Source organism: Micromonospora sp. NPDC000663 (assembly GCF_042898105.1).
Taxonomy (GTDB): Bacteria; Actinomycetota; Actinomycetes; order Mycobacteriales; family Micromonosporaceae; genus Micromonospora.
The window spans coordinates 296,403-322,387 of the sequence record NZ_JBIAYR010000002.1 but is presented as its reverse complement, the minus strand read 5'-3'; the positions used below and the strand labels follow the sequence as shown (position 1 = coordinate 322,387).

General features: G+C 72.9%; 28 protein-coding genes. 9 read left to right on the top strand and 19 right to left on the bottom strand.

Features of this window, described 5'->3' with window-relative positions; translation table 11 throughout:
* Positions 1-6 precede the first annotated feature (6 nt).
* Genes ACFY1S_RS10160 through ACFY1S_RS10150 form a run of 3 tightly spaced genes read left to right on the top strand, consistent with a single transcriptional unit; the run spans position 7 to position 2,905 of the window.
* Positions 7-1,275, top strand: a complete 1,269-nt coding sequence (locus ACFY1S_RS10160; RefSeq protein ID WP_387115118.1) for a sensor histidine kinase — start codon at positions 7-9, stop codon at positions 1,273-1,275.
* Positions 1,272-1,913 (top strand): response regulator, encoded by a 642-nt coding sequence (locus ACFY1S_RS10155; protein ID WP_387115115.1) that lies wholly within the window; start codon positions 1,272-1,274, stop codon positions 1,911-1,913. Before ACFY1S_RS10160 ends, ACFY1S_RS10155 begins: the two co-directional genes overlap by 4 nt.
* Before the next feature lie 23 nt (positions 1,914-1,936).
* Positions 1,937-2,905: a helix-turn-helix transcriptional regulator gene (locus tag ACFY1S_RS10150; protein WP_387115112.1), complete on the top strand. Its 969-nt coding sequence runs from the start codon at positions 1,937-1,939 to the stop codon at positions 2,903-2,905.
* Here the strand turns inward: ACFY1S_RS10150 and ACFY1S_RS10145 are convergent.
* The 6 genes from ACFY1S_RS10145 to ACFY1S_RS10120 form a co-directional block, all read right to left on the bottom strand.
* On the bottom strand, positions 2,896-3,810 hold the full coding sequence (locus ACFY1S_RS10145) for an SDR family oxidoreductase (protein ID WP_387115109.1): 915 nt from the start codon (positions 3,808-3,810) through the stop codon (positions 2,896-2,898). The genes ACFY1S_RS10150 and ACFY1S_RS10145 overlap by 10 nt on opposite strands.
* 257 nt (positions 3,811-4,067) lie before the next feature.
* Positions 4,068-4,805: an alanyl-tRNA editing protein gene (locus ACFY1S_RS10140; protein ID WP_364372951.1), complete on the bottom strand. Its 738-nt coding sequence runs from the start codon at positions 4,803-4,805 to the stop codon at positions 4,068-4,070.
* An 11-nt stretch (positions 4,806-4,816) separates the two neighbouring features.
* Positions 4,817-5,704 (bottom strand): alpha/beta fold hydrolase, encoded by an 888-nt coding sequence (locus ACFY1S_RS10135; protein ID WP_387115106.1) that lies wholly within the window; start codon positions 5,702-5,704, stop codon positions 4,817-4,819.
* Positions 5,701-6,015 carry a DUF2516 family protein gene (locus ACFY1S_RS10130; RefSeq protein WP_030327754.1) on the bottom strand — a complete coding sequence of 105 codons (315 nt, stop codon included), beginning with the start codon at positions 6,013-6,015 and terminating at the stop codon, positions 5,701-5,703. The genes ACFY1S_RS10135 and ACFY1S_RS10130 overlap by 4 nt, the downstream gene beginning before the upstream one ends.
* A 71-nt stretch (positions 6,016-6,086) precedes the next feature.
* The gene (locus tag ACFY1S_RS10125; RefSeq protein WP_387115103.1) at positions 6,087-6,785 is read right to left on the bottom strand and encodes a hypothetical protein; all 699 of its coding nucleotides are present in this window, start codon (positions 6,783-6,785) and stop codon (positions 6,087-6,089) included.
* On the bottom strand, positions 6,782-7,414 hold the full coding sequence (locus ACFY1S_RS10120; RefSeq protein WP_387115100.1) for a helix-turn-helix domain-containing protein: 633 nt from the start codon (positions 7,412-7,414) through the stop codon (positions 6,782-6,784). The genes ACFY1S_RS10125 and ACFY1S_RS10120 overlap by 4 nt, the downstream gene beginning before the upstream one ends.
* Before the next feature lie 114 nt (positions 7,415-7,528).
* Here ACFY1S_RS10120 and ACFY1S_RS10115 point away from each other — a divergent pair, with 114 nt between their 5' ends.
* Complete coding sequence (locus ACFY1S_RS10115) at positions 7,529-8,326, top strand: alpha/beta fold hydrolase (RefSeq protein ID WP_387115097.1); 798 nt, start codon at positions 7,529-7,531, stop codon at positions 8,324-8,326.
* Positions 8,327-8,421: 95 nt separating this feature from the next.
* On the opposite strand, the gene ACFY1S_RS10110 is transcribed toward ACFY1S_RS10115, so the two are convergent.
* The 4 genes from ACFY1S_RS10110 to ACFY1S_RS10095 form a co-directional block, all read right to left on the bottom strand.
* On the bottom strand, positions 8,422-9,381 hold the full coding sequence (locus ACFY1S_RS10110; RefSeq protein WP_387115094.1) for an asparaginase: 960 nt from the start codon (positions 9,379-9,381) through the stop codon (positions 8,422-8,424).
* 94 nt (positions 9,382-9,475) lie between these two features.
* On the bottom strand, positions 9,476-10,303 hold the full coding sequence (locus ACFY1S_RS10105; RefSeq protein WP_387115091.1) for a 3-keto-5-aminohexanoate cleavage protein: 828 nt from the start codon (positions 10,301-10,303) through the stop codon (positions 9,476-9,478).
* Positions 10,304-10,326: 23 nt separating this feature from the next.
* A complete protein-coding gene (locus tag ACFY1S_RS10100) occupies positions 10,327-11,439 on the bottom strand; it encodes a folate-binding protein (protein WP_364372929.1) in 1,113 nt (370 codons plus the stop codon).
* The gene (locus ACFY1S_RS10095; RefSeq protein WP_364372926.1) at positions 11,436-11,867 is read right to left on the bottom strand and encodes a Fur family transcriptional regulator; all 432 of its coding nucleotides are present in this window, start codon (positions 11,865-11,867) and stop codon (positions 11,436-11,438) included. The genes ACFY1S_RS10100 and ACFY1S_RS10095 overlap by 4 nt, the downstream gene beginning before the upstream one ends.
* A 65-nt stretch (positions 11,868-11,932) precedes the next feature.
* On the opposite strand from ACFY1S_RS10095, the gene ACFY1S_RS10090 reads away from it, so the two are divergent.
* The gene (locus ACFY1S_RS10090; protein ID WP_387115087.1) at positions 11,933-12,814 is read left to right on the top strand and encodes an aminotransferase class IV; all 882 of its coding nucleotides are present in this window, start codon (positions 11,933-11,935) and stop codon (positions 12,812-12,814) included.
* A 3-nt stretch (positions 12,815-12,817) separates the two neighbouring features.
* On the opposite strand, the gene ACFY1S_RS10085 is transcribed toward ACFY1S_RS10090, so the two are convergent.
* Both ACFY1S_RS10085 and mtfM read right to left on the bottom strand, forming a co-directional pair.
* Positions 12,818-13,408, bottom strand: a complete 591-nt coding sequence (locus ACFY1S_RS10085; RefSeq protein ID WP_387115084.1) for an FABP family protein — start codon at positions 13,406-13,408, stop codon at positions 12,818-12,820.
* The gene (mtfM, locus tag ACFY1S_RS10080) at positions 13,405-13,509 is read right to left on the bottom strand and encodes a small membrane protein MtfM (protein WP_030327764.1); all 105 of its coding nucleotides are present in this window, start codon (positions 13,507-13,509) and stop codon (positions 13,405-13,407) included. Before mtfM ends, ACFY1S_RS10085 begins: the two co-directional genes overlap by 4 nt.
* Before the next feature lie 23 nt (positions 13,510-13,532).
* Here mtfM and ACFY1S_RS10075 point away from each other — a divergent pair, with 23 nt between their 5' ends.
* The 3 genes from ACFY1S_RS10075 (at position 13,533) to ACFY1S_RS10065 (ending at position 16,405) form a co-directional block, all read left to right on the top strand.
* A complete protein-coding gene (locus ACFY1S_RS10075) occupies positions 13,533-13,895 on the top strand; it encodes a DsrE family protein (protein WP_387115081.1) in 363 nt (120 codons plus the stop codon).
* An 81-nt stretch (positions 13,896-13,976) separates the two neighbouring features.
* Positions 13,977-14,357, top strand: a complete 381-nt coding sequence (locus ACFY1S_RS10070; RefSeq protein WP_357982808.1) for an SCP2 sterol-binding domain-containing protein — start codon at positions 13,977-13,979, stop codon at positions 14,355-14,357.
* Positions 14,354-16,405, top strand: a complete 2,052-nt coding sequence (locus ACFY1S_RS10065; RefSeq protein ID WP_387115078.1) for a glycogen debranching N-terminal domain-containing protein — start codon at positions 14,354-14,356, stop codon at positions 16,403-16,405. Before ACFY1S_RS10070 ends, ACFY1S_RS10065 begins: the two co-directional genes overlap by 4 nt.
* Before the next feature lie 19 nt (positions 16,406-16,424).
* Here the strand turns inward: ACFY1S_RS10065 and ACFY1S_RS10060 are convergent, their stop codons facing one another.
* Both ACFY1S_RS10060 and ACFY1S_RS10055 read right to left on the bottom strand, forming a co-directional pair.
* Positions 16,425-17,279 (bottom strand): hypothetical protein, encoded by an 855-nt coding sequence (locus ACFY1S_RS10060; protein WP_387115075.1) that lies wholly within the window; start codon positions 17,277-17,279, stop codon positions 16,425-16,427.
* A 68-nt stretch (positions 17,280-17,347) separates the two neighbouring features.
* Positions 17,348-17,785: a winged helix-turn-helix domain-containing protein gene (locus ACFY1S_RS10055; protein ID WP_387116005.1), complete on the bottom strand. Its 438-nt coding sequence runs from the start codon at positions 17,783-17,785 to the stop codon at positions 17,348-17,350.
* 236 nt (positions 17,786-18,021) lie between these two features.
* On the opposite strand from ACFY1S_RS10055, the gene ACFY1S_RS10050 reads away from it, so the two are divergent.
* Entirely contained in the window at positions 18,022-22,386 is a 4,365-nt protein-coding gene (locus ACFY1S_RS10050) for a S8 family serine peptidase (protein WP_387115072.1), read from the top strand.
* A gap of 69 nt (positions 22,387-22,455) precedes the next feature.
* On the opposite strand, the gene ACFY1S_RS10045 is transcribed toward ACFY1S_RS10050, so the two are convergent.
* The 5 genes from ACFY1S_RS10045 to ACFY1S_RS10025 all read right to left on the bottom strand — a co-directional run bounded on the left by ACFY1S_RS10045 (position 22,456) and on the right by ACFY1S_RS10025 (position 25,960).
* Complete coding sequence (locus ACFY1S_RS10045) at positions 22,456-22,776, bottom strand: DUF1416 domain-containing protein (RefSeq protein WP_139587946.1); 321 nt, start codon at positions 22,774-22,776, stop codon at positions 22,456-22,458.
* Between the two features lie 5 nt (positions 22,777-22,781).
* Positions 22,782-23,630, bottom strand: coding sequence for a sulfurtransferase (locus ACFY1S_RS10040; RefSeq protein ID WP_364372900.1), 849 nt, complete (start codon positions 23,628-23,630; stop codon positions 22,782-22,784).
* Positions 23,631-23,839: 209 nt separating this feature from the next.
* Complete coding sequence (locus tag ACFY1S_RS10035) at positions 23,840-23,917, bottom strand: Ms5788A family Cys-rich leader peptide (RefSeq protein ID WP_310503780.1); 78 nt, start codon at positions 23,915-23,917, stop codon at positions 23,840-23,842.
* A 94-nt stretch (positions 23,918-24,011) separates the two neighbouring features.
* On the bottom strand, positions 24,012-24,800 hold the full coding sequence (locus ACFY1S_RS10030; RefSeq protein WP_387115068.1) for a DUF2993 domain-containing protein: 789 nt from the start codon (positions 24,798-24,800) through the stop codon (positions 24,012-24,014).
* 104 nt (positions 24,801-24,904) lie between these two features.
* Positions 24,905-25,960 carry a hypothetical protein gene (locus tag ACFY1S_RS10025; RefSeq protein WP_387115065.1) on the bottom strand — a complete coding sequence of 352 codons (1,056 nt, stop codon included), beginning with the start codon at positions 25,958-25,960 and terminating at the stop codon, positions 24,905-24,907.
* Positions 25,961-25,985: the final 25 nt, after the last annotated feature.

Sequence of the window (25,985 nt, the reverse complement as noted above, 5' to 3'; positions counted from 1 at the left end):
GGTCCGATGGCCAGCACCGCCGAGCGGATTGACCGGCTGGCCGCCTGGGAGGCCCGGGAAGCGGGCCTGCACCGGGTCGTGCCATACCTCGGGCTGGCCGTCGGAGCACTCCTCACCGCCGCCGCACCGGCACCACGAAGCCTCTCGTTCGCCCCTGACCTGCTCATCGCCGCCGCGGCGGCGATCTGGGTCGCCTGGTTCGTCAATCTGCACCCCGAGTGGGCGACCCGGCGCGGGCTGATGGCCATCTACTATTTCGGCCTCCTCACGTTCAGCGCCGTGCTGGTGCTCGACAGCCCGTGGTACGGCTTCCTCGCGTGGAGCGGCTTCCTGCACGTCTTCGTGCTCTCCGGCAACTGGCGGTTCGTCGGAGTGGCAGTATCGGCCGTCCTGTCGGCCACCGCGCAGGCCGGTGGGCTGCCGTCCGTGCTGACGCACTGGCTGCTCTGGGGCGTGCTGGTGCTGTTCAACCTGGGTCTGGCGGGCGCCGTGACCTGGTTCAGCACCGTCAACGACAGGCAGCACACCTACCGCAAGCAGTTGGTCGAGGAGTTGGCCGAGGCGAACCGCCGGCTGGCCGAGACGATGCGGGAGAACGAAGGGCTGCACGCCCAACTGCTCACCCAGGCCCGCGAGGCAGGCGTGCTGGACGAGCGTCAACGGATGGCACGGGAGATCCACGACACCCTGGCCCAGGGGTTGGCCGGCATCATCACCCAACTGGAGGCGGCCGAGCAGACCCGCGACCGGTCCAGTGACTGGCATCGGCACGTCGACAACGCGCTCGCCCTGGCCCGGGAGAGCCTCACCGAAGCCCGCCGCTCGGTGCGGGCGGTCCGCCCGGAGCCGTTGGAATCGGCCCGACTGCCGGACGCCCTCATCCAGTTGGGCGAGCGCTGGTCGACCCTCAACGGCGTACGCGCCGAGGTCAACGTCACCGGTCACGCCCACCCGCTGCACCCCGAGGTGGAGGTGACCCTGCTGCGGACCGCCCAGGAGTCCCTGGCCAACGTGGCTCGGCACGCCGGCGCGTCCCGCGTCGGGCTCACCCTGTCGTACATGGGGGACGTGGTGACGCTGGACATCAGGGACGACGGGGTGGGCTTCACAGTCGTCGAACCGCCCGCCGCCCGCCTGCCCGACAACGGTTACGGTCTGACCGTGATGCGGCAGCGGGTGACCCGGGTCGGCGGGGAGTTGGCTGTGGAGAGCGAGCCGGGCGGTGGCACCGCCGTGTCGGCGTCGGTGCCCGCGCTGGCGGGGAGCGCCGGGTGAGCGGGCCGATCCGGCTGCTGATCGTCGACGACCACCCGGTGGTCCGGGACGGCCTGCGCGGCATGTTCACCGCCGACCCCGACTTCGAGGTGGTCGGCGAGGCCCGCGACGGTGCCGAAGCCCTCGCGCTGGCCGCGCACGCCCGACCTGACGTGGTGCTGATGGACCTGCGGATGCCCGGGATGGACGGCGTGACCGCCATCGGCCGGTTGGCCAGCTCTGGCAGCACCGCCCGGGTGCTGGTCCTCACCACGTACGACACGGACGCCGACGTGCTGCCTGCCATCGAGGCCGGCGCCACCGGCTACCTGCTCAAGGACACGCCCCGCGCGGACCTGGTCCGCGCCGTACGGTCCGCCGCCCGGGGTGAGTCGGTGCTCGCGCCGAGCGTCGCCGGCCGGCTGATGGGCCGACTGCGCGCACCTGCCGAGGAGCCGCTCAGCCAGCGTGAGCTGGAGGTGCTGACCCTGGTGGCCCGTGGCACCTCCAACAAGGAGGCGGCGGCTCGACTGTTCATCAGCGAGGCCACCGTCAAGACGCACCTGCTGCACCTGTACGCCAAGCTCGGGGTCAACGACCGGGCCGCCGCGGTGGCCACCGCGTACGACAGAGGGCTGCTGACCCCCGGCGGGCGCTGAGCCGGGCCGGGCAGGATGGGCGGGTGCGCGCGTCCCGACTGATCTCGCTGTTGCTGCTGCTACAGGCGCGCGGGTCGATGACCGCCGGCGAGCTGGCGCGGGAGCTGGAAGTCTCCGAGCGGACCGTCTACCGGGACGTGTTGGCGCTGTCCGCCGCAGGCGTGCCGGTCTATGCGGACAGGGGCCGCGCTGGCGGGTACCGGCTGCTCGGTGGTTACCGGACCAGGCTGACCGGGCTGAACCGGGACGAGGCGGAGGCACTCTTTCTCGCGGGCCTGCCCGGGCCGGCCGGCGACATGGGACTCGCCGACGCGGTGGCCGCCGCCGAACTGAAGGTGCTCGCCGCGCTGCCGCCGGCCCTGCGGGACGCCCCGGCCCGTGCCGGGCAGCGGTTCCACCTGGACGTGCCGGGCTGGTTCCGGGAGACCGGACCGCCGCCGTGGTTGGCCGATCTGGCTCGGGCGGTCTGGGCGGACCGGGTGGTGGAGGTGCGCTACCGGCGCGGCGACCGGGAGGTGACCCGCCGGGTCCAGCCGTACGGGCTGATCCTCAAGAGCGGCGTCTGGTATCTGGTCGGCCGGGTCGGTGACGACACGCGCACCTACCGGGTCGACCGGGTCACCGGCGTCGAGGTGGGCGACGAACAGTTCGAGCGCGACGAGGGCTTCGACCTGGCCGGGCACTGGCGCGTGCAGGCCGGCTCGTTCCTGCGGACCATGCTGCGGGCCGAGGTCACCGTCCGGCTCAGCCCCGCCGGCCTGCGCCAGCTCCGGCACCTGGTCGATGCCCCTTTCGTGTACGACGAGATTCTCGCCGCCGCCGCCGAACCCGACGGGCAGGGCTGGGTGGTGGCCCGGCTGCCCGTCGAGTCCGTCGAGGTGGCGTACCACCAGTTGCTGGGGCTCGGCCCCGAGGTGGAGGTCCTCGAACCGCCCGAGCTGCGGCGGTTGTTCGCCGAGGCTGCCGAGCGTTCCCGGGCCCTCTACCGGTAGCCGGTCACGTCTGCCGGTTTGCCGGCGTCCACCACCTCCACGATGTACCGGAAGCCCTCCGGCTGGCTGCCGTCCAGGTCGGTGAACCCGTACACCTTCGACAGCGTGCCCGCGTCGACCGACTGGCCGTTCCAGCGGGCCCTCTCCTCGTCGGCGGCGAGCGCGGCCACCGCGCGCCCGACGAAGGCGGGGGTCTCCGAGATGAGGAAGTTCGGGTCGGTGGCGGCGCCGTCGCGCCAGTTCTCCTCGGTCACGCCGAAGTGCTCGAGCATCGCCTCGGATCGGATCCAACCGGGGGTGAGCGCGACAGCCGTGCAGCCGTGCGGCTTCAGCTCGTGCGCCTGACTGAAGGCGAGCCGGTTGACCGAGACCTTGGCCAGGTCGTAGAAGACCGACAGCCGGTAGTTGTCGTCGTTGTACGCCTTGGTGCCGTCGCCCATCTCCACGAGCAGGCCGCCGGGCCGGCGGATCAGCAGCGGCAGGGCGTAGTGGCTGGTGATGATGTGCGTGTCGATGGCCAGCCGCAGGGTGCGGAAGCCCGCGTCCAGCGGCTGCTCCCAGAGCGGTTTGTTCCAGGTGACAAGCGGGTCGCCGCCCCAGATGTCGTTCACCAGCACGTCGAGTCGGCCCTGCTCGGCGTCGATCCGGGAGACGAGGTCGCGGACCTGCTCGGGCACCAGGTGGTCGACCTGGACGGCGATTCCGGTGCCGCCGGCGGCGGTCACCAGCTCGGCCGTCTCCTCGATGGTCTCCGGCCGGTCCATCTCCGAGCGGCCGGCGCGGCTGCTGCGCCCGGTGGCATACACGGTGGCGCCGGCGGTGCCGAGCTGGACCGCGATCTGCCGGCCGGCGCCCCGGGTGGCGCCGGCGACGAGCGCGATCTTTCCTGCGAGCGGTTGTGTCATACCAGCGAGGTTGTCAGCGATACCTGACAACCAGCGTCCGAATTAACAGAACGCTCTGGCGAACCGCGGGAGACATCGGCGCTCCCTGTAGAGCTGCCCGACAAACGGGGCGCGGCGCTGGCGGACACTCGCCTTCCGCACCGCGCCCCATATCTGAGGCAGCTCTACAGGGCCACTGCAGGTATCGCGCCGCCCGGCGACCTCTGCCGCATCAGGGCGAGGAGCTTCTCCACCGTGTTCCAGTTGCGCACCGCGCCTCAGTCAACCAGGCGGACGCGGACCCGGCGGTTGGCGCGGCCCTTGCTCTCCACCTTCACGACCTGCACCTTGCCGATCTGGGCGGTGGACGCGACGTGGGTGCCGCCGTCGGCCTGCACGTCCAGGCCGACGATGTCGACGATCCGGACCTCCTGCTCATCCGCGGGGATGAGATTGGACTGGGTACGGATGATGTCCGGCAGGGCCAGCGCCTCGGTGCGCGGCAGCACCCGGGTGGCGACCGACCGGTCGGCGGCCACCTCGGCGTTCACCAACTCCTCGATCCGACTCTTGAAGTCGGGCGGGACCTCGGGGAGGTTGAAATCCATTCGGGCCTCACCCGGTTCCATCGAGTTGCCGGTCACGAGCGCGCCGAAGTCGCGGAACACCACCCCGCAGAGCACGTGCAGCCCGGAGTGGGTACGCATCAGCCGGGTGCGGCGCTCGTCCTCCACGGCGCCGACGACCTCGGTGCCGACCGGCGGCAGCGGGTCACCCTCGGCGGGGATCAGGTACGGGTCGTCGCCCTTGCGGGTGCCGACGATCCGGGTCTGCACGCCCTGCCACAGCAGTACGCCGTGGTCCGGTGGCTGACCACCGCCGCCCGGGTAGAACGCCGAACGGTCCAACACGATGCCCTGCTCCGGGTCGGCGTGCAGAACCGTGCACGTCCACTCGCGCAGGGTCGGGTCCGCGAGGTCCAGCCGGTGCGTCCGGCCATGTTGTGTGACGCCCATGACAGGGCAGGCTACTCGTTGAGAAAGCCGGAGATGCGCTCACGCAGGTCGGCGCGTTCCGACCAGAGCACGCCGGGGCGGTCGTACACGTGCAGGGTCGCCTGGGGCAGCGCGGCGGCGAGCCGCTCGGCGACCTCGACCGGGTGCAGGTCGTCGCCCGCACAGCCGATCACCAGCGCCGGCGCGGTGACCGCCGCCAGGGCCGTCGAGTCGCGCAGCGGCGCCTGATCCGGCAGGGTGGCCAGACCGTCGGCGAGACCGTCGCGGAGCAGCTGGTCGAGCCGCTGCCGCAGGTACGCCCAGCCGGCCGGAGTGTTCCGTACCGCCGCCGGCAGCTCCAGCGACACGACATCGGCCACCGCCGAGGCGTCACCGCTCTCCACCGCCTCGATCAGGTCGGTGACACGCTCCCGGGCCACCGGCCCGCGTGGCTCGTCGAGCACGGCGGGCAGGAAGAAGACAAGCTTCTCGAAGCGTTCCGGGCTCTCGGCCAGCAGCCGGCAGAGGGCGCCCGCGCCGAGGCTCGCCCCGAACGCGCGATCCGCACCCGTGAGATCCGCGACCGCGCGCAGGTCCCGGGCCAGGTCCAGGTACGTCCATGGGCCGTCCGGGGCGTCCGAACGGCCGTGCCCGCGGAACTGGAAGAACACCTTCCGGCCGGTCACGCCGCTGCCGAACGGGCGGGTGGTGGCGATGCCGTTGCCCAGCCCGTGCGCGAACACGGTGACCGGATCACCGGTGCCGGTGACCAGCCGCTCCAGGCGTACGCCGTGCGGAGTGGTGACCAGTTCGGTCTCCGGCTCCGGTAGGGCGGGCCGGCCGGTGCGTGGCCCGCCCGGGCCGGGACCCCAACTGCGGGGCCCGCTGTCCGGTGGGGGCGGCCAGCGGAAACCCCTCACCAGAAACCTTTGCCGTCACTGAGGTCGCGCAGGCCGACCCGGACGTCGAGCAGGTAGATGAGCGCGGCGGCGATGCCGATCAGTCCGAAGAGACTGATCGGACCGAAACCGAGCAGGGTGAGCACGAGGCAGACCGCCAGGATGGCGATCCAGCCACCCTTGGGCAGCGTCCCGATGGCGGGGAAGGCGTCGGAGCGCTGCGTGACGGCGTGCACCAGTGCGACGCCCTGGATGATCAGCGCGAAGACGAGCAGGATCAGCTCGATCACGTAGCGGACTTCAAAGGCGAAGATCGGCGCGGCGTTGGCCATGCCGGCAAGCTTATGTCGGCGACCCCGGCTTCGTCCGACAAGGACGCCGCCGGGGTCGCCGACGCGGCGAACTACTCGGCCGCCGGACGGGTCCGCTTGGTGGCCCGGGGCAGCTTCGCCGACGGGGTGGCGGCGGCCTTGGCGGCCTTCGGCGCGCGGGCGGCCTTCTTGACGGCGGCCGGCTTGGCCTCGGCGATCTCGGCGACCTCGGCCGGGGACGGCACCTCCGCCGGGGCAGCAGCCGGGGTGGTGGTCTCGACGGCAGGGGTGGTGTCCGGCGTCACGGCCTGGGTGGCCTCGATGTCGGCGTTCACCGTCTCGGCGGCCTCCAGCACACCGGCGCCGACGACCCGCTCACCGCGGGCGACAAGCGCGCCGTACGCGGCGAACGCCCGCTCCTGCGCGGCCTGGGCGCTCGCGACCATCACGGCGGCGTTGCGGGTCGCGGCGGCGCGCAGCTTGTCGAGGTCGGCGACCTCGCGCAGCTTGGCCAGGTCGGCCGACTCACGGAGCTTGGCGAGGTCCAGTTCGGCCTGCGCCCGGCCACGCAGGCTCTCGGCGGTCTCGTTGGCGGTACGCAGCGTCTCGGTGGCCTTCTGGCGCAGCTCGAAGCCGGTCAGCACGGCCCGGCCGCCCAGGTCGGCGACGACCCGCGTGCCGAGGACGCCTACCACGCTCGGCAGCTTGCGCAGCTGCTCCAAGGCCAGCTCCCCGGCGCCGGCGGCGGCGTAGATCGGGGCGGGGATGCGGTTGGTCTTCGGCTCGGTCATGACGTCTCCTCTTCGGCCGCCTCGGCGGCCTTCCGGACCGCCGGACCGGCGGCCTTCTTCTGGGGGGTGTTGGTGCTGGTCGGGGCGGGAGCGGCGCCCGCCTCGGTGACGGCGACCGACTCGAGGACGGCCTCGGTCGGCGTGCCGCCCGCGGTGGTGGGACCGGTGGCCGCGAGGTTGGCCACGTCGGTCGGCTGGTCGGCGACATCGGTCGGGGTGGTCGTCCCGGCCGGGTCGGCGGTGGTGCTCGCGCCGGAGGTGTCGGCGGCGGCCTGCGCCTCGGCCAGCCGCGCGTTCTCCCGGCGGAACGTCTCGTAGATCTGGCTGAGGGACTGCTTCTGGGCCATCGTCAGGTCGGTGTCCACCGCGATGGCGGCGAGCACACCGTGACCCTCCTTGTCGTCGAGCAGCCCGGCCCGCAGGTACATCGCCGGGGTCGATACCCGCAGCGCGCTGGCCAGCTGCTGGAGCACCTCGGCGCTGGGCTTGCGCAGGCCACGTTCGATCTGGCTGAGGTAGGGGTTGCTGACCCCCGCCTGCTCGGCGAGCTGCCGGAGCGAGATCTTGGCGTTGCGCCGCAGATCGCGGATGAACCCGCCGACGTCGGGAAGGTCCTTCGGTGTGGCCATGACGCTGACGCTAATCGGGAGTGCTAGCTCCTGCAAGCAAAACGCTAACCAGAGTTAGCAAGGTCTCAGCATCCCGTTTGCGCCCCGACTCGTCGGTTCCGTACCGTCCCCTCCGTGCACAAGATCACAGTCAATGGAGCAGTTCTCGCGTACGACGACGCCGGCACCGGCTCGCCCGTCGTGCTTCTGCACGCCGGCATCGCCGACCGGCGGATGTGGCGCGGGCAGGTCCCGGCGCTCGCCTCCCGGCACCGCGTGATCGTCCCCGACCTGCGCGGCTACGGCGACTCCGAGCTCCCGCCGACCCCCTTCGCCCACCACGACGACGTGGCAGGTCTGCTGGACGCGCTCGACCTGCCCCGGGCGGCCCTGGTCGGTTGCTCCTTCGGCGGGGCGGTGGCCATCGACACCGCCCTGGCCCACCCCGACCGGGTGAGCGCGCTCGCGCTGTTCGACACGGCCGTCTCCGGAAACGAGTGGTCCGACGAGGCGAACGACCTCTGGGACGGCCTGGTCGGCGAGGTCGACCCGGATGACTTCGTCGCCGGGGCGGCCGGCGAGGTGCGCTTCTGGGTGGTCGGCCCGGGCCGCCAGCCGGCCGACGTCGACCCCGGCCTCGTCGCGTTCGCGCAGGAGATGGACCAGCGCGCCCTCGCCGCCGAGCTGGCGCTCGGTGCGGTAGAGGTGGGCGAGCTGTCCCCGCCCGCGATCGGCCGCCTCGGCGAGCTGCGGGTGCCCGTCCTGGTCACCGCCGGCGCGGCGGACGTGCCGGACATCAGCCGGCTCGCCGACCGGATCGCCGCCGAGGTCCCCGGCGCGGTACGACTGCCCGACGTGCCGGACGCCGCGCACCTGCTGCCGCTGGAGCGCCCCGAGCCGGTAAACGCGGCCCTGCTCGACTTCCTGAACTGACCGTCGCGCCGGCGCCGCCCGAGACGCGACGCGCGCGAGGCGGCGGGGCGGGCACCCGGCCTGCCCGAACGCGCACAGCCAGCGCCCCGGTGGCATCACCAGAGCGGGCGGACCGCCCCGACCGGAACGCCACCACCGAAGAGCGGCACCTCGGCGTACTCGGTGAGCACCGGGGCGTCCACGCCCAGCCGGCGCAGCGCGGAGACCAGCACCGGCATCCGGGCCCGGTCGGCGCCATCATCGATCTTGAGCGCCACGGCGCCGACGCCCGGCAGCCCCACCGCGATCACGCCCTCGGCACCGACCTTCGCCAGCAGGCCCGGGACGCCGCGCATGAGCCTGGTGTCGTCGGCCCGGGTACCGCCGACGATCTCCGGGTGGGCGCGCATCGCGTCGGCGACCGCGCGCGGCGCGGAGCCGGGCTCGGCGTCGACAAGCCGCAGGTACGCCCCGGCCAGGCCGGTGAGCGACACCGCGAGCACCGGGGCGCCGCAGCCGTCCACCCCCACGGCCGCCGCCGACTCCCCAGTGAAGTCCTCCACGGCGGCCCGCAGACCCTTCTGCAACCGGTGCTCCGGCCGCCAGTAGCCGTCCAGCGGCCACCCGGCCGCCTCGCAGGTCAGCAACATGCCGCTGTGCTTGCCGGAGCAGTTCATCTGCACCCGGGTCGGGCCGCCGCCGGCACGCAGCACCGCCTCCCGGGCCGCCACCCCCACCGGCAGGTCGGGCGGGCAGTGCAGGGCCGAGTCGTCGAGCCCGGCCCGGGCCAGCAGCGCGTGGACCCCGGCCAGGTGAAAGTCCTCACCCGCGTGGCTGGCCGACACCAGCGCCAGGTCGGCCGGGTCGGTCACCGGCAGGCCGGCGCGGAGCATCCCGATCGTCTGCATCGGCTTGCTCGCCGAACGGGGAAAGACCGGAGAGGTGACATTCCCGGCGGCGGCCACCGGCGCTCCGGCGGCGTCCAGCACCACCACCGAGCCACGGTGCACACCCTCGACGAACCCGGACCGGACCACCTCGGCGAGCGGCGCGCCGCCCTCGTACGTCTTTCCCACGTGCTGGACGGTACCGACGCTCCCGGGGGCAGCGGCGGCGGGGTGACCAGGACGTCCACCGGCCGAGTGACAGGGGCGGGGGACGGTCGCGGCCTTACAGCCCGAGCAGCCCGCGGGCCTCGGTGGTGGTCAGCGGCGGACGCTGGGCGAGCTGCGCGAAGCCGACGGCCCGGGCGACCAACTGCATGTTGGACTCCACCGGGCGGCCCTTCGCGTACGTCACCGTGTCCTCCATGCCGACGCGCAGGTGCCCACCCGTCGACAGCGAGGCAAGCATGACCGGGATGGTGCTGCGCCCGATGCCTGTAGCCGAGAAGGTGGTGCCCTCCGGCAGGTCCCGCAGCATGCTGTGGGCCGCCACGAGCGTCTCGGTGGTGCCCGGCATACCGCCGGGCACACCCATCACGAAGTCGACGTGCACGTGCCCGCCCGCCGGCAGCCCGTACCTGCCGAGCAGCCGCTGCAACGCGGACAGGTGCCCGAGGTCGAAGATCTCGTACTCCGGCACGATCCCGCGCTCCTGCATGCGGGTGTGCAAATCGACGATGAACTCCCAGCGGTTGAGGAACACGTCGTCGCCGAAGTTGACAGTGCCCATCGTGCAGGAGGCCATGTCGGGGCGGGCGTCGAGCACCGCGAGCCGGGACGCCTCCGGGTCGGTAACCGCACCGCCCGAGGAGAGCTGCACGATCAGGTCGGTGCTGTCCCGCAGCGCCGCCACCGTCTCGGCCAGGCGGGCCGGGTCGAGTGTGGGCCGTGCCGCGTCGTCGCGGATGTGGACGTGGATCACGGCGGCGCCGAGCGCCTCGCACTCCTTGGCGGTGAGCAGCAGCTCGTCGAGCGTCACCGGCAGTGCCGGCACCTCCGCCTTGGCCGACTCCGCGCCGGTCGGGGCCACCGTGATCAACGTCCCTGTCGTCATGCCGGCGATCCTAGACGGCCGGCTCAGGACGGGTCGATCGCCGCCGCCGTCGCACCGATCAGCAGAGCGGCGTCGTCCGGAACGTTCCGCTTCAGTACGGCGAGGGCGATCTGGCCCAGCTCGTGGTGCAGCACGGCGGTACCGACGAAGCCCACCGCCCGACCGTCCAGGGTCACCGGCGTACCTGCCGTCGGCGGCTGGTCGGTGGTCACGCCGTCCAGGTGCAGCAGCACCAGGCGACGCGGCGGGCGGCCCATGTTGTGCACCCGGGCAACCGTCTCCTGCCCCCGGTAGCAACCCTTGTCGAGGTGCACCGCCGGGCCGATCAGGTCCACCTCGGCCGGGATGGTCCGGTGGTCGGTGTCCACCCCGAGCCGGGGCCGACGGGCGGCCACCCGGATCGCCTCGTACGCCCACAGGCCGGCCACCGGCACGCCCGCGCCACGCAACTCCGCCACCACCTCGTCCATCGCCGAGCGGGGCACCAGCAGGTCCACGCCGAGCGGCCCGCGTCGGGCCCATCCGCCGATCGGCAGCGGCCGTACGTCGTACCGAACGCTCGCCCGCGGCGGCACGGCCCCGGCGGCGAACTTCGGACCGGGCACCGCGACCAGGTCCGGTTCGGCCAGGCCGGTCACGCCGAGCGTGCCGAGCGCCTCCGGCGCGGCAGGCCCGACAAGCGACAGCAGCGCCCGTTCGGCGGTGGCGTCACGCGGGTCGACCTTGCTGAAGAAACGCATCTTCTCCAGGTAGGCCAGCAGGCCCTCGGTCGCGCCGGGCTCGGTGTCCAGCCAGGTGGTCTCGCCGTCCTCGGCCACCAGCGCGTGCTGCTCGACGTGCCCGTGCGGGGAGAGCACGAGCAGTTCGGTGCCGTCGCCGGCGGCAAGCGCCGTGAGGTGCTGCGAGGTGATCGTGTGCAGCCAGCCGGCGCGCTCCTCCCCCGGCACCGCGATGACGCCCCGGTGCGAGCGGTCGACGAGGCCGACCTCCGTGTCCAGGACGCGCTGCTCGCGCAGCGGATCGCCGTAGTGCGCGGCGACGCCCCGCACCCCGGCCGCGACGTGCGCCGGATCCGGCTGGTCGCGGCTGGCCTCGTCGATGCTCTCGACGGCCACCGCGCCCGCGATGTCGATCATTTCTGGTCCCCGTTCTCGCAGCGTGCGCAGACGCCGAAGAGTGACACGTGCCCGATGTCCACCCGGAAACCCCGCTGCGCGGCCAGTTGGTCGCTGAGCGGGCGGAACAGCTCCGGATCGACCTCGTCGATCGCGCCGCACTCCCGGCAGACCAGGTGGACGTGCTGGTGTTCACCTGCCGCGTGGTACGTCGGCGAGCCGTGCGAGAGGTGGGTGTGGGTCACCAGGCCGAGCCGTTCCAGCAGCTCAAGCGTGCGGTAGATGGTGGTGATGTTGACGCCGGCGGCGACCTCCCGGACCGCGGTGTGCACCTGCTCCGGTGTGGCGTGACCCAGATCGAGCACCGCCTGGAGGACGAGCTGCCGCTGCGCTGTCAGCCGCAGGCCACGGGCTCGGAGCATTTCCGCGAGGGAGGATTCGGACACCATCCGATCATAGTTCGGCAATCGCGGCCCCTCCTGCGTGCGACCGTCCGCCGCTACGCTCGACGGTCATGGTGACGCCATCCGTCGGTACGGCCCCGACCACCGCGAACGCCCGGATCGCCGTCCTCGGGCGGGGTCTCATCCCGGCCGACGAACCCGTCCTGCGCGGCGACGACCTGGGCGTCCTACGCGGAGACGGGCTCTTCGAGTCCATGCACCTGCGTCAGGGCCGGCCGTGGCTGCGCGACGAGCACCTGGCCCGGCTGACCACTGCGGCGGCCACCGTCGACCTGGATCTGCCCCCCACCGAGGCGCTCATCGACCTGCTCGACACGGTGCGCGCGGGCTGGCCCGCCGCGGTGGAGGGAGCGCTCCGGCTGGTCTGCACCCGGGGCTCGGAGGCCGGCGGCCCACCTACCGTCTACGCCACGCTCACCGAGGTGCCGGCGTCCTCGCAGGCGGCCCGGCGGAACGGGATCACCGTGGCCATCCTGCCGCTGGGAGTGCCCGCCGACGCGCGTACCGGACTGGACTGGCTGCCGGCGGGCATCAAGTCCACCTCGTACGCCGTGAACAGCGCCGCCCGCCGCTGGGCGCGCCGGGCCGGGGTGGACGACGTGCTCTGGGTCTCCTCCGACGGGTACGCCCTGGAGGGCCCCATCGCCAACGTGGTGTGGCTCACCGGGGGCACGCTGTGCACGGTGCCGGCCGCCACCACGGGCATCCTGCCCGGCACGACAGTGGCCTGGCTCCTCGCCCACGCCGGCGAGTTGGGCCTGGACGCCGCCGAACGGATGGTCACGCCAGCGGAGCTGCACGACGCCGAGGGGGTCTGGTTCAGCTCGTCGGTACGCGGGCTCACCGAGGTCCGGATGCTCGACGGGGTGCGTCGGGACCCCTGCCCGCGCACCCCGGCCCTGCACGCCGTGCTGGGCTTTCCCGTCGACTGAGCGTCAGCCGCCGACCCGGATGAGCCGGGCGGACAGGTGCGGGCTGAGCGGGTGCCCCATCGCCGCCATCTCCTGCGCGTAGAGCAACGCGCCCTCGACGATGCCGAAGAGCCGGTGCCCGGCGGTGACCTCCTTGGCGGTCGGCGACCGCACCACCGCGTCGGTGGCGAACTCGACCTGGGTGCCGGTGCGCTTGCCGAGGTGCAGCTCCATCACACCGGTGGGGGTCGTGATCAGGGCCTCCAGCTCGTCGGTGGCCCGGCCGTCCACCATGACCGGCCGCCACCAGCCGACCTCACGCCCGGCGGGGCGGACCGGCCGGCTCTGCTCGTCGAGGAGCCAGGCACGGGACTCGTAGTGCAGGAACGGCCGGCCGTCGTGGCTGATCCGGATCTCCTGCGCGTAGTCGAAGTCCTCGATGGTGGGGAAACCGCCCTTGCCCCGGCCCCGCCAGAGACCGATGTAGGGCAGCAGGCCGTCGAGCGCCGGGTGCAGCTTCGGCCCGACCCGCAGGTCGTAGCTCTCCTCGTACGGGTACTCCTCGACCGGAGGCGCGTTCAACCACGGCGGCTGTAGCGGGTTCTCGTCGCTCACCAACGTCCTCTCGATATGCGTACGGCCAGGTAGACCAGACCACCGGCGAGCCCGCCCAGGCCGGCCACCAGCAGGCTGACGAACCCGATCTCGGTAACCATCCCGACCATCCTATGCTGGGCCCATGGCCCGCACTCTCGTCGTCAAGGCCACCGCTGGGGCGGACGCCCCGGAGCGGTGCGCGCAGGCGTTCACGGTCGCCGCGACCGCAGTCGCGGCCGGTGCCGACGTGTCGCTCTGGCTGACCGGGGAGTCGACCTGGTTCGCGGTGCCCGGCCGGGCGCAGGAGTTCGAGTTGCCGCACTCGGCGCCGCTGGCCGAGCTGCTGCACGTCATCCTGACCAGCGGCCGGGTGACCGCCTGCACCCAGTGCGCGGCCCGACGGGAGATCGGGCCCGACGACGTCCTGCCCGGTGTACGGATCGCGGGCGCCGCGGCCTTCGTCGAGGAGGCGTTGGCCGAGGGCGCGCAGGCGCTCGTCTACTGACCTCCGCGACGAGTCGGCCCGACGGGCGGGCGGAGTGCGGATACCGACCCGACAACTCGGACAGCTGCCTACGATTCGGATGTGACCGAGGCGACGGAGAGGTTCTTCGAATCACTGCCGGCTCGTGCCCCCGCCGTCCTGCGCGGCCTGGCCGACGGCACCCTCCAGATCGACCTCGGCACCGGCAACCAGACCGAGCACTGGCTGGTCCGGATGCGACCGGGTGCGGTGGAGGTCAGCCGGAACCGGGGACCTGCCGACGCCATCTGGTACAGCAGCGTCGAGTTGTTCGACAGGCTGATCGCCGGCGAGGCGCAGGGGATCGCGGCGGTACTGCGCAACGAGAGCACGTTCAGCGGAAACGTGGTGCTCTTCCTGGCCTTCCGGCGGTTCTTCCCGGACCCGCCGGGCACCCGCGACCCGCGCGAGGTCGCCCGTAAGGCAGCCGGGCGGCTGGGGTGACGGACCTCGTCAGCATCCTGGACGGCAACACCTTCATGGTCAGCGACCGGCGGGGGGACATCGAGCCGTCGTACGACTTCCCCACCGGCTTGTTCTCCTTCGACACCCGCTTCCTGTCCAAATGGGTGCTCACCCTCGACGGCGAACGGCTGCACCCTCTCTCCATCGACGCCGGCGAGTCGTACCGGACCAGGTTCTTCCTGGCCCCCGGTCAACCCACGCACTACCTGGACGCCAAGGCGTCGGTGATCCGCAACCGGGCGATCGTGGGCAGCTTCGAGGAGGAGCTGACCGTGCTCAACCACTCCGGCGGGGAGGTGGAGTTCACGGTCCGGATCGAGATGGCTGCCGACTTCGCCGACCTGTTCGAGATCAAGCACGCGCGGCAGAAGAAGGGCCGGACGACCGTCACGGTCGGCGAGAACGAGTTGCGGCTGGTCTACCGGCGGGAGGCGTTCCACCGGGAGACGGTGATCCGCTCCAGCGCGCCGGCGCAGGTCGACGCCGCCGGGATGACCTTCCGGATCCGGATCGACAGCAACAGCGAGTGGACCACCCGGCTGCACGCGTCCACCGTCGTCTACGGGGCGCGCGGCGAGGACATCCGGGCCACCCTGCCGTACGGCGGCAGCCGCAGCGCCGACGCCATCCGCGCCGAACAGCAGGAGCTGATCGACCGGGCGCCGAAACTCGGCTGCGACTGCGAGCCGTTGGCCGGGGCGTACCGGCGCAGCCTCAACGACCTGGCCGCACTGCGCTACGAGTCGATCGCCCTGGGCGTACGGCTGATCGCCGCCGGACTGCCCTGGTTCATGACCCTGTTCGGCCGGGACAGCATCATCACCTCGTTGCAGGTGCTGCCGTTCCTGCCGGAGCTGATCCCGCCGACCATCCTGATGCTCGCCGGTCTCCAGGGGCACCGCGTGGACGACTTCCGGGACGAAGAGCCGGGCAAGATCCTGCACGAGCTCCGGTACGGGGAGACCGCCGGCTTCGAGGAGCAGCCACACTCGCCGTACTACGGGTCGGCCGACTCGACGCCGCTGTTCATCATCCTGCTCGACGAGTACGAGCGCTGGACCGGCGACTCCGCGCTTGTGAAGCGGCTGGAGCCACACGTCCGGGCGGGCCTGGAGTGGATCGACACGTACGGCGACCTGCTCGGCACCGGCTACCTGTGGTACCAGACCCGCAACCCGGAAACCGGCCTGCAGAACCAGTGTTGGAAGGACTCCTGGGACGCCATCTCGTACGCCGACGGCCGGATGCCCGGCTTTCCCCGGGCCACCTGTGAGCTTCAGGGCTACGCGTACGACGCGAAGATCCGGGCCGCCCGGCTGGCCCGGACGTTCTGGAACGACCCGGAGTACGCCAACCGGCTGGAGCGGGAGGCCGCCGAGCTGAAGCAGCGGTTCAACCACGACTTCTGGATCGCCGACCGGGGTTACTACGCGCTCGCCCTGGACGCCGACGGCCGGCAGGTGGACGCGCTGACGTCGAACATCGGGCACCTGCTGTGGAGCGGCATCGTCGACGAGTCGCGGGCCGGCAAGGTGGTCGAGCACCTGCTCGGGCCGCGCCTGTTCTCCGGCTGGGGGGTACGGACCCTCGCCGAGGACCAGGGCCGGTACAACCCGATCGGCTACCACGTGGGCACCGTGTGGCCGTTCGACAACTCGATAATCGCCTGGGGCCTGTGGCGGTACGGCTTCCGGGACGAGGCAGGGTTGATCTGCGACACGATGCTCGGCGCGTCCCGCTACTTCGACGGGCGGCTGCCTGAGGCGTTCGCCGGGTACGCCCGCGACCTCACCGACTATCCGGTGCAGTATCCGACGGCGTGCAGCCCGCAGGCCTGGTCGACGGGCACCCCCCTGCTGCTGCTGCGGGTGATGCTCGGGTTGGAGCCGCAGGGCGAGCATCTGATCATCGATCCGGCGGTGCCGCCGGGCATGGGCCGGGTGGAGCTGCTGGACATCCCGGGCCGCTGGGGGCGGGTCGACGCGCTGGGTCGTAGCCGTGAGACGCAGGACCGGCAGGGCAGGTGACCGGGGAGGTGCCCCCCGGTCAGCCCGGGCAGCCGACGGTGGCGGTCAGCCGGGAGGCGTCCGGGGTGAGGTCGGCCAGCACGGTGACGGTCCCGGCGCGGTACGCGTACACCGGCGGGTTGTCCAGCAGCGGGGTGCCGCCGGCCAGCGGGGCGAGCGCGGCCGCCGAGCTGGCCGGGCCGGCGGTGGAGCGCGCGGTACGGGCCGTCGTGCCACCCGGGCAGGGCGCGGTGACCAGCTCCGGCGCGGCGTCGGCCGGCTGGTCGAGCGCCCGCAGCGCGGCGGTAAGGGCGGCGGCCTCCCCGCCGTCACCGGTGGCCGGCGGCGCTGTGTAACCGGAGCCGACCGGCCGGCAGCCGGTGTCGACTGTCAACCGGACCCGGCCGTCCCCGGTCGGTCTGCCCGCTACGGCTACGAACTCTCCGGCGTCGGCGTACAGCTCCGGGCCGTCCGGACCGGAGGCGACGCCCGCGCGCCAGCTGGCCGGCAGTCGCTCGGCGAGCCCGTCCAGCACTGACCGTTCGGTGCCGTCGGGCGCGAGGACGCCGACCTCGCGCCGCAGCCGGGCGCCGTCGGCGAACGGGGTGACCCGGCAGCCCGCGGCGATACGCGCGGGGCCGAGTTCCAGCAGCGTGGAGGCGCCTGCCGCCCGTGCCAGTTCGCCGGCCGCCCGGTCCACCACCGGGCCGGCCTGATCGAGCGTGCGCTGCTCCCGGACGGTGGGTGGATCGTCGCGGACCGACGTCCAGGTGAGCGCGGCCAGCAGCACGGCCCACAGGACGGTCACGGCCAGCAGCCAGCGCCGCCGCCGGGCGGGCGCCGGGGCGGCGGGGCCGGTCGACGAAACGCTCCCCGTCCGCACAGCACCGCTCACCCGGCAATGGTGTCACGGGCCGTCCTCCCCTCCGGCGGCGGTCGGGAGGGGTCCGGCGCGGCCAGTGGTCAGGCGGGTCCCGGCGGCGGGTCGAGCCGGTAGCCGACGCCCCGCACGGTGTGCACCCGGGGCCCGCCCGGCAGGCTCCGCAGCTTGTGCCGCAGCCGCCTGATCGCGGAGTGCAGGACCGCGCTGTCACCCGGGTACGCGTCGCTCCACACCGAGGCGAAGAGCTGTTCGTGGCTCCACACCACCAGCGGCGGGCCGATCAGTCGGGCGAGCAGCTCGCGTTCGGTGCGGGTGAGCGGAAGCGGGTCACCCCGCCAGGTGACCCGCTGGCCGGCGCGGTCGACGACCAGCCCACCCCAGCTGACCGGCCCCGGCGGCACAGCCGTCGCTCCGGACGGTGCCGGGAACAGCATCGTGCGCAGCTCGGTGAGGTCGGCGCAGCTCACCACCGGGCCGACGCCGTCGAGTTGGCGGACCACCCGTTCCCGCACCGAGATGTCCGCGCCGACGCAGACGACGATCGGGACCCCTGCGCCGGCGACGCCGCCTCCACCAGTGAATTCCACCGGTTGATAGTGACGCATGCCGATGGATTTCGTCGGTCCGACCCCGCTCGGGATCACCTGTCGTCACTGACCAGGCACTGACAGGCGTTATCCATTCGGCACCGGGCGGACGCGCGGTGCGCGCACGGGCCCCGAGCCACTCGGGACCCATGACGTGGGGAGGAAGAATGTTCCGACCATCAGCCACATGGGCCGCTCTCCGGCGGGCGGCCCTGGCGTGCGCCGCTGTCGGGTTGGGCCTCACCGCCCAACCCGCGGTCGCCGCCCCACCCCAACCCGCGCCAGCCCGGGCAAGCGTGGACCACCGTCTACTCAGACAGCTCGGCACGACGGGCAGCGGAACCTTCCTGGTCTACCTGCGCGACACCGCGCCGGTGGCCCGGACCACGCGGCTGCGCGACCCGGACGACCGGGCCCGGGAGGTGCACCGGCTGCTCACCACCACCGCCGCGCGCACCCAGACGGGCCTGCGCGCACTGCTGACGGCCCGCCGCGCGCCGCACACCACCTACTGGATCGCCAACGCCGTACGGGTGACAGGCGACCGGGCGCTGGTCGAGGAGATCGCCAAACGGCCCGAGGTCGCCCGGATCGAACCCACCCGCAGCTACCCGCTGGTGCGGCCAAAACCCACCACCGCCAGCCGCGCCCACACCGACGGCGCCGAATGGGGGCTCACCAACATCAACGCCCACCAGGTGTGGAGCGAGCTCGGCGACCGCGGCGAGGGCGTGGTGGTCGCCAACATCGACAGCGGCGTCCAGTACGACCACCCGGCGCTCGTCGGCACGTACCGGGGGAACCTGGGCGGCGGCACCTTCGACCACGACCACAACTGGTACGACCCGGCCGGCATCTGCCCCAGCGCCGTGCCCTGCGACAACAACGACCACGGCACTCACACGATGGGCACGATGGTCGGCGACGACGGCGCCGGCAACCAGGTCGGCGTAGCCCCCCGCGCGACATGGATAGCCGCGAAGGGCTGCGAGGCCACCTCCTGCTCGGACGCCTCCCTGCTCGCCGCCGGCCAGTGGGTGCTGGCCCCCACCGACCTGAACGGGCGGAACCCCCGCCCGGACCTGCGCCCCGACGTGGTGAACAACTCCTGGGGAGGCGCCGGCGGCGACCCGTGGTTCCAGCAGACCATCGCGGCCTGGCGGGCGGCCGGCATGTTCCCCGTCTTCTCCGCCGGCAACGACGGCCCAGCCTGCGGCAGCGCCGGCTCCCCCGGCGACAACACCAACGCGTACGCGGTCGGCTCGTACGACGCGCGGAACGCCATCTCCGACTTCTCCGGCCGGGGCGACGGCACCGATCCGCGGTCCGTCAAACCCAACATCTCCGCCCCCGGCAGCGACGTGCGTTCCAGCGTCCCCGGCAACGGCTACGCCGCCTTCGACGGCACCTCCATGGCCGCACCGCACGTCTCCGGCACCGTGGCGCTCGTCTGGTCCGCGGCACCCGGCCTGAAGGGCGACGTCGCCGCCACCGAGGAACTGCTCGACCGGACCGCCCGCGACGTCGACGCCACCACCTGCGGGGGCACCGCCGCCGACAACAACGTCTTCGGCGAGGGCCGGCTCGACGCGTACGCGGCGGTGCGGGACGCTCCGCGCGGCGCCGTCGGACGGGTCGCCGGCACGGTGACCGCTGCCGGATCCCCCATCGCGGGCGCGACAGTCGGCGACGGCACCCGCAGCGTCACCACAGGTGCGGACGGCAGGTACGCGCTCACCGTGCCGGCCGGCGAGACCACGGTCAGCGTCAGCGCGTACGGCTACGCGGGGCAGTCGAGCACCGTCACCGTCGCCGAGGGCGGCGCTGTCACCCGCGACTTCGCCCTGGTGGCGAGCCCGTCGGTCACCGTCAGCGGTCGGGTCACCGACGGTTCCGGGCACGGTTGGCCGCTCTACGCCCGCATCGAGGTCGCCGGACGACCCGGCGCGCCGGTCCACACCGACCCGGCCACCGGGCGGTACTCGTTCACAGTGGCGGGCAACGCCACCTACCGCCTCACCGTGACCGTCCGCTACCCCGGCTACCGCACCGTCAGCCGGGACGTGGTGACCGGTGCCGAGCCGGTGACGGCCGACATCGCGGTGCCGGTCGAGCCCGCCTGCACGGCGGCCGGCTACACAGGCAGCTTCGCCACGCCCGTGCTGAACGAGGGCTTCGACGGGACCGACACGCCGCCCGGCTGGGCCGTGCGCAACCGCACCGGGGACGGCGGCTGGAGCTTCACCGACCCGGGGCAGCGGGGCAACCTCACAGGTGGCAGCGGCGCCTTCGCGATCGTCGACAGCGACCGGCTGGGCTCCGACCGGACCCAGGACACCGACCTGGTCACCCCGCCGCTCGACCTGAGCGCTGCACCGGCACCTGTGCTGCGCTTCCGCAGCGACTGGCGGGCGGTCGGCGTCACCGACGCGGCCGACGTGGACGTCTCCACCGACGGCGGCGGCACCTGGACCACCGTCTGGCACCAGACCGGCAGCCGGCGCGGGCCACGAATCGAGGAGGTGCCGCTGGACGCGGCGGCCGGAGCCGCCACCGTCCGGGTCCGGTTCCGCTTCCACGGCACGTTCGCCTGGTGGTGGCAGGTGGACGACGTGCAGGTGGTCAACCGCGACTGCGTACCGGCACCCGGTGGGCTGCTGCTCGGCGTGACCACCGACCGCAACACAGGCACACCGCTCAACGGAGTCACAGTCGCCGGCGCCGACCGGACGCAGGACCGGGGAGTGTCGGCGGCGACACCCGACGACCCGAACCTTCCGGACGGCTTCTACTGGCTCTTCTCCGCGTCGACCGGGGCGCACCGGTTCAGCGCCACGCGACACCCGTACCGGGCGATGACGATCATGGCGACCGTCGCGCCGGACGACGCCCGCCGGACGGACCTCGCGCTGTCCGCCGGCCGGCTCAGCGTCACGACCACCGACGTCGAGGCCTACCAGCCGTACGGCAGCACCCGGACCACGACTGTGACGGTGCGCAACACCGGCACCGCGCCGGCCACGGTGAACCTGGTGGAGCGCGACGGCCGGTTCGACGTGCTGTCCCGCGCCGGAGCGCCACTGCGGGAGCAGAAGGTGAAGGGGATCAGCAGGGCCCGCACCGGCGCGACGTACGGCGGCACCGATGACGCGCCACGGGCGGAGGACTCCTGGACGGGGATCGCCGACCTGCCGGCGGCGGTCTTCGACAACGCGGCGGCCAACCTGGACGGCGACATCTACTCGGTGGGCGGTGGCGGCGGCTCGGGTCTGGAACGCAAGGCCTGGCGGTACGACCCCACCGTCGGCGTGTGGTCCGCGCTGCCCGACCTGCCGACCGCCCGGTCCAAGCCGGTCGCGGCGGCGGTCGGCGGCAAGCTGTACGTCCTCGGCGGCTGGGGTGCGGACGACGTCACGGTCGCCTCGGTGGACGTGTACGACCCGGGGGCGGGCACCTGGACCACGGTGGCCGGGGCGACAAACCCGTTCCCGGCGGCGGCGGCCGGGCAGGCGGTGGCCGGAGGCAGGATCTACCTGGTCGGCGGATGCCTCGACAGCGACTGCACCGACTCCGACCGGCTGGTCGTGTTCGACCCGGCGACCGGCGCCTTCAGCACCGGCGCGGCCTACCCGCACCCGGTCTCCTGGCTCTCCTGCGGCGGGATCGGCGCTGCCGTGTACTGCGCCGGTGGCACCGGCAGCACCGAGCACACCGACGCCTACCGGTACGACCCGGCGGCGGACGCGTGGAGCCCGCTGCCGAACCTGCCGCTGGACCTGTGGGGCTCCCAGTACGCGGCCGCCGGTGGCCTGCTGGTGCTGGCCGGCGGAGTCACCGCGGCGTCGACGACGGTGACCAACCGGACCATCGCGTACGACCCGGTGGCCGGCAGTTGGCGGGACCTGCCCAACGTCGGGTTCGGCCGGTACCGGGGCGCCGCCGCCTGCGGCGCGTACAAGATCGGCGGTTCGCCCTCGCCGTTCGTGGGATCGGCGGACAGCGAGCGGCTGGACGGCCTGGGCCTCTGCGCGGGGGAGGCGGACCTTGCCTGGTTGTCCACCGCGCCGAACGCCTTCACCCTGGAACCGGGCACGGCCCGGGCGGTGACCATCACGCTGAGCGCCACCGAGGCGGCCGGGGTCGTCCAGCCGGGCGCCTACTCCGGTGAGCTGGGCATCGCGTCGGACACCCCGTACCGGGTGCCCGCCGTCGCGGTGACGACGCACGTGTCACCACCTGCCAGTTGGGGCCGCGTCCAGGGCACCGTCACCGGGGTGACCTGCGGCGGAGCGACCGTCGGGGTTCCCGCGACGGTACGCGTCAACCGGGCGGGCACGAGCACCGGGCACACGCTCACGGCGGACGCCCGGGGCAGGTACGTCTGGTGGCTGCCGAAGGGCCGTTACGACGTGATCGTGGGCAAGGACAGCTGGGTGCCGCAGGTGCAACGCACCCGGATCGAGGCGGGCGTCGTGAACACTGTCGACTTCACCCTCGCCCCCGCCTCGTCCTGCCGGGCCACTGGCCTCTGACCCCTGCGGAGACGACCGGGCCGGTCACCCCTTCGTGGGGTGACCGGCCCGGTCGATCAGAGCGGTGGGTCAGGCGACGGTGACGGTTACCTCGTTGATGCCCCGGCCGGCGGTGACGGCGGTGTCGCCGTTGCCGTGCCGGGACAGCGCCCGCAGGGTCCAGGAACCCGGCGCGGCGAAGAACCGGAACTGGCCGGCGGCCGAGGTGACCACCTCGGCGGTGAACTCACCTGTCGAGTCGAGCAGCCGGACGTACGCGCCCGCCACGGCCTCGTCCGACGCCGAGCGCACGATGCCGGTGATCACGGTTTCCTTCTCCAGGTCCAGGCTGGCCGGCAGTGGGGCGGCCTGGTCGGGTGCGGCGCAACCCGCAGCGGTGGGTGCGGTCATGGCGATCAGGCCTCCCCGGGTTCGTCGCCGAGCGCGACAGGCACGCCGACGAGCGAGCCGTACTCGGTCCAGGAACCGTCGTAGTTCTTGACGTTGCGGTGACCGAGCAGCTCCTGGAGCACGAACCAGGTGTGCGAGGAGCGCTCACCGATCCGGCAGTACGCGATGGTCTCCTTGCCGTCGTCGAGCCCCGCGTCACCGTAGATCTTGCGCAGCTCGTCGTCCGACCGGAAGGTGCCGTCCTCGTTCGCGGCCTTGGACCACGGGACGCTGATCGCGGTGGGGATGTGGCCGGCCCGCTGCGCCTGCTCCTGCGGCAGGTGGGCGGGGGCGAGCAGCCGACCGGCGAACTCGTCGGGGCTGCGCACGTCGACCAGGTTCTTGGTGCCGATCGCGGCCACGACCTCGTCGCGGAAGGCACGGATGGACGTGTCGGGCTCCTGCGCGACGTACTGCGTGGCCGGGCGGGTCACCGTGTCGGTGACCAGCGGGCGGGCGTCCAGCTCCCACTTCTTGCGGCCGCCGTCGAGCAGCTTGACGTCGCGGTGGCCGTATAGCTTGAAGTACCAGTACGCGTACGCGGCGAACCAGTTGTTGTTGCCGCCGTACAGGATGACCGTGTCGTCGTTGCTGATGCCCCGCTCGGAGAGCAACGCCTCGAACTGGGACTTGTTGACGAAGTCCCGACGGACCTGGTCCTGGAGGTCGGTCTTCCAGTCGATCTTGATGGCGCCGGCGATGTGGCCGGTCTCGTAGGCCGAGGTGTCCTCGTCGACCTCGACGAAGACGACGCCCGGGGCGTCGAGGTTCTTCTCGGCCCACTCGGCCGAGACGAGTGCGGTGTCGCGACTCATCGAATCACTCCCTGGTGAGGATGGATGGTGAGCCAGCGCGTGAGTATCGATGGGTGTAACTGTCGCACCACGCGCGGGACCCAGCGGAAGGACGGGATCACGGGTTCGTGCGACGGCGCCGCTGCCGGGCGTTCGATGGGATCACCGGAGGGTACGAGAACCCTGCGTGCCGGAGGCCGCCGATCAGGCGGCCGGAGACAGCCCCGCCGTCAGATGACGGGGCGACACAGGCAGGTGGCCACGCGGCACAGGTCGACCGCGCGCCGTTTGGTGAGGTGAGTCCCCATGGCCAGGGAGCCTACCAGCCAGTGACCGGACTGCCACTGAGCCGACCACCATCCGGGAATCGCCAGGGCCACCGGCCGTTCCCTGTCCCACCGGTCAGCTGACGGAGTTGATCGGCACGTCCTTCGCGTCGGCCGTGACCGCCAACCCCTCGGGCAACGGCCGGACCTCCCGAAGCGCCAACTGGAACGGCAGGTCGGGCAATGGCACGTCGATCGAGATGCCCTTGGCGTAGTTGTTCAGCACGGCGCGGGCCAGCGGCAGGTTCGGCAGACCCTCGGCGTCCAGGTTGTTGAAGCGCAGGGCGACGGCGCCGTTCTTGGCAACGGTGACGTCGGCGGTGCCGGCCACTGTGAACTTCTGGCCGAGGACGTCGACCGGAGCGGTGACGGCGAGCTTGCCGCCCTGCTCCCCGAGGGTGAGCCCCGGCCGGTCCAGCAACGCGGCGAGGCTGTCGTAGCTGATCGTGCCGGTGCCGTTGACGGTGTCCGCCACGACATCGCCCTGCCCGGTCCGGAGCGTGTCCAGGGAGGCCCGCACGTTGCGCGCGTCGACGTCAAGCACCGGCAGCCGTACGGCATCGCCCTCGACCGACGCCTGCACGTCCCGCAGCTTGATGGTGATCCGCTCGTAACGGCCGTCGAGCACCTGCGTCAGGAACGGCGTACCGCCGACCTGCACCTCTGGTGCGGCCGACTGCGCGCCCTGCTTGGTGACCTCCTGGCTGACCCGCTTGGCGATCTCCCTCTCGGCCACGCCGACCGCGACCCGGTCGGCCACCACCAGCAGCCCGGCCACCACCAGGAGCAGGACTACCAGGCCGATGAGCAGCTTGCGACTGCGCCGTCGGGGCCGGACCTCGTCCGCCGGAAAGTCCTGGGCCACGCCGCCTCCTGTCTCCGCCCGCCGCGGTGCGACGGGGCGCTCGTACCGGTGCCGCAGGGCGGCGCACCCGTAGGTACCCGACCGGCTCCGGGCTCAACCGTGGCTCAGAGGAAGAGCATGCACATGGCGTACGCGGCAGGTGCGGCAAGGGCGAAGCCACCGAGCGGACCCTGCATGTGCCGGGCGACCCACATGGTGGGCGGCTCGCCGGCCATCAGCCGCCCCGCCTCCGCGTACCCGACGGCGAGGTCGGTGAGGACTGCGGTGACCGCCGCGACCAGGCCGATCACCGCGGCCCGGGTGGGCGTGAAGGGCGCCACCAGGTAACCGCCGAGCAGTGCGCTGATCAACGTGCCGACCATGGCGCCCGCCACCACTCCGGCGGCGCCCCGAGGCACCTGCGGGGCCAGCCGGGGCCAGGGCAGCACGGCGTCGGTGAGCCGGGCGACGGTGAGCGCGACCCCGCTCGCGGTCAGGCAGACCGTGATCGCCTGGGTGCCGGCCGGGATGCGGCTGAGCACGATCAGGGTGCCGAAGGCCACCACCCCGACGACGATGAGCAGCGTGGCGCCGAGCGAGTCGGTGACCCGGACCCGGTCGACCCGGCGGACCAGCTGACCGAGCACGGCGGCGAGGAAGCCACCGGCCGCCAGGTAGCCCAGCGGCGCCAGGCCGGCGACGTCTGTCTGCACCGCGGCGACGTCGGCGAGTGCGGCGACCACCGCACTGACACCGGCGACGAGCAGCAGGGCGGGCGGGCGCATGGCCATCGCCCAGGCGAGCACGAACAGCAGTTGGACGCCGAAGACGATGAAGGCGAACGGCAACCGGTGGCCGGGGCCGGACGTCTGCGCGCCGAGCACCAGGCCGACGCCGAGCAGCGCCGCGAATCCGGCGATGGTCACCGCCAGCGGTCGGTGCACCTCGACCGGGGGTACGACCTCCTCCTCCGGCTCGTCGACGTCGTCCTCGGAGCGGCGGGCGGGCTCCCCGGCGCGACGGGCACGGCGGGGACCACCCCGTTCGCGGCGGTCGCCGTCGGCGACGGCCGGACCGGTGCGCGGCGCGGGCGGTTGGCCACGGGTCGGTGCGGCCGGGCCCGGACGAGGCCCGTCGGGCCACGTTTCGCGGCCGGCGTCCGGCGAGGTGGAGGGAAACACGCCCCGATCGTGCCAGACCGGCCGG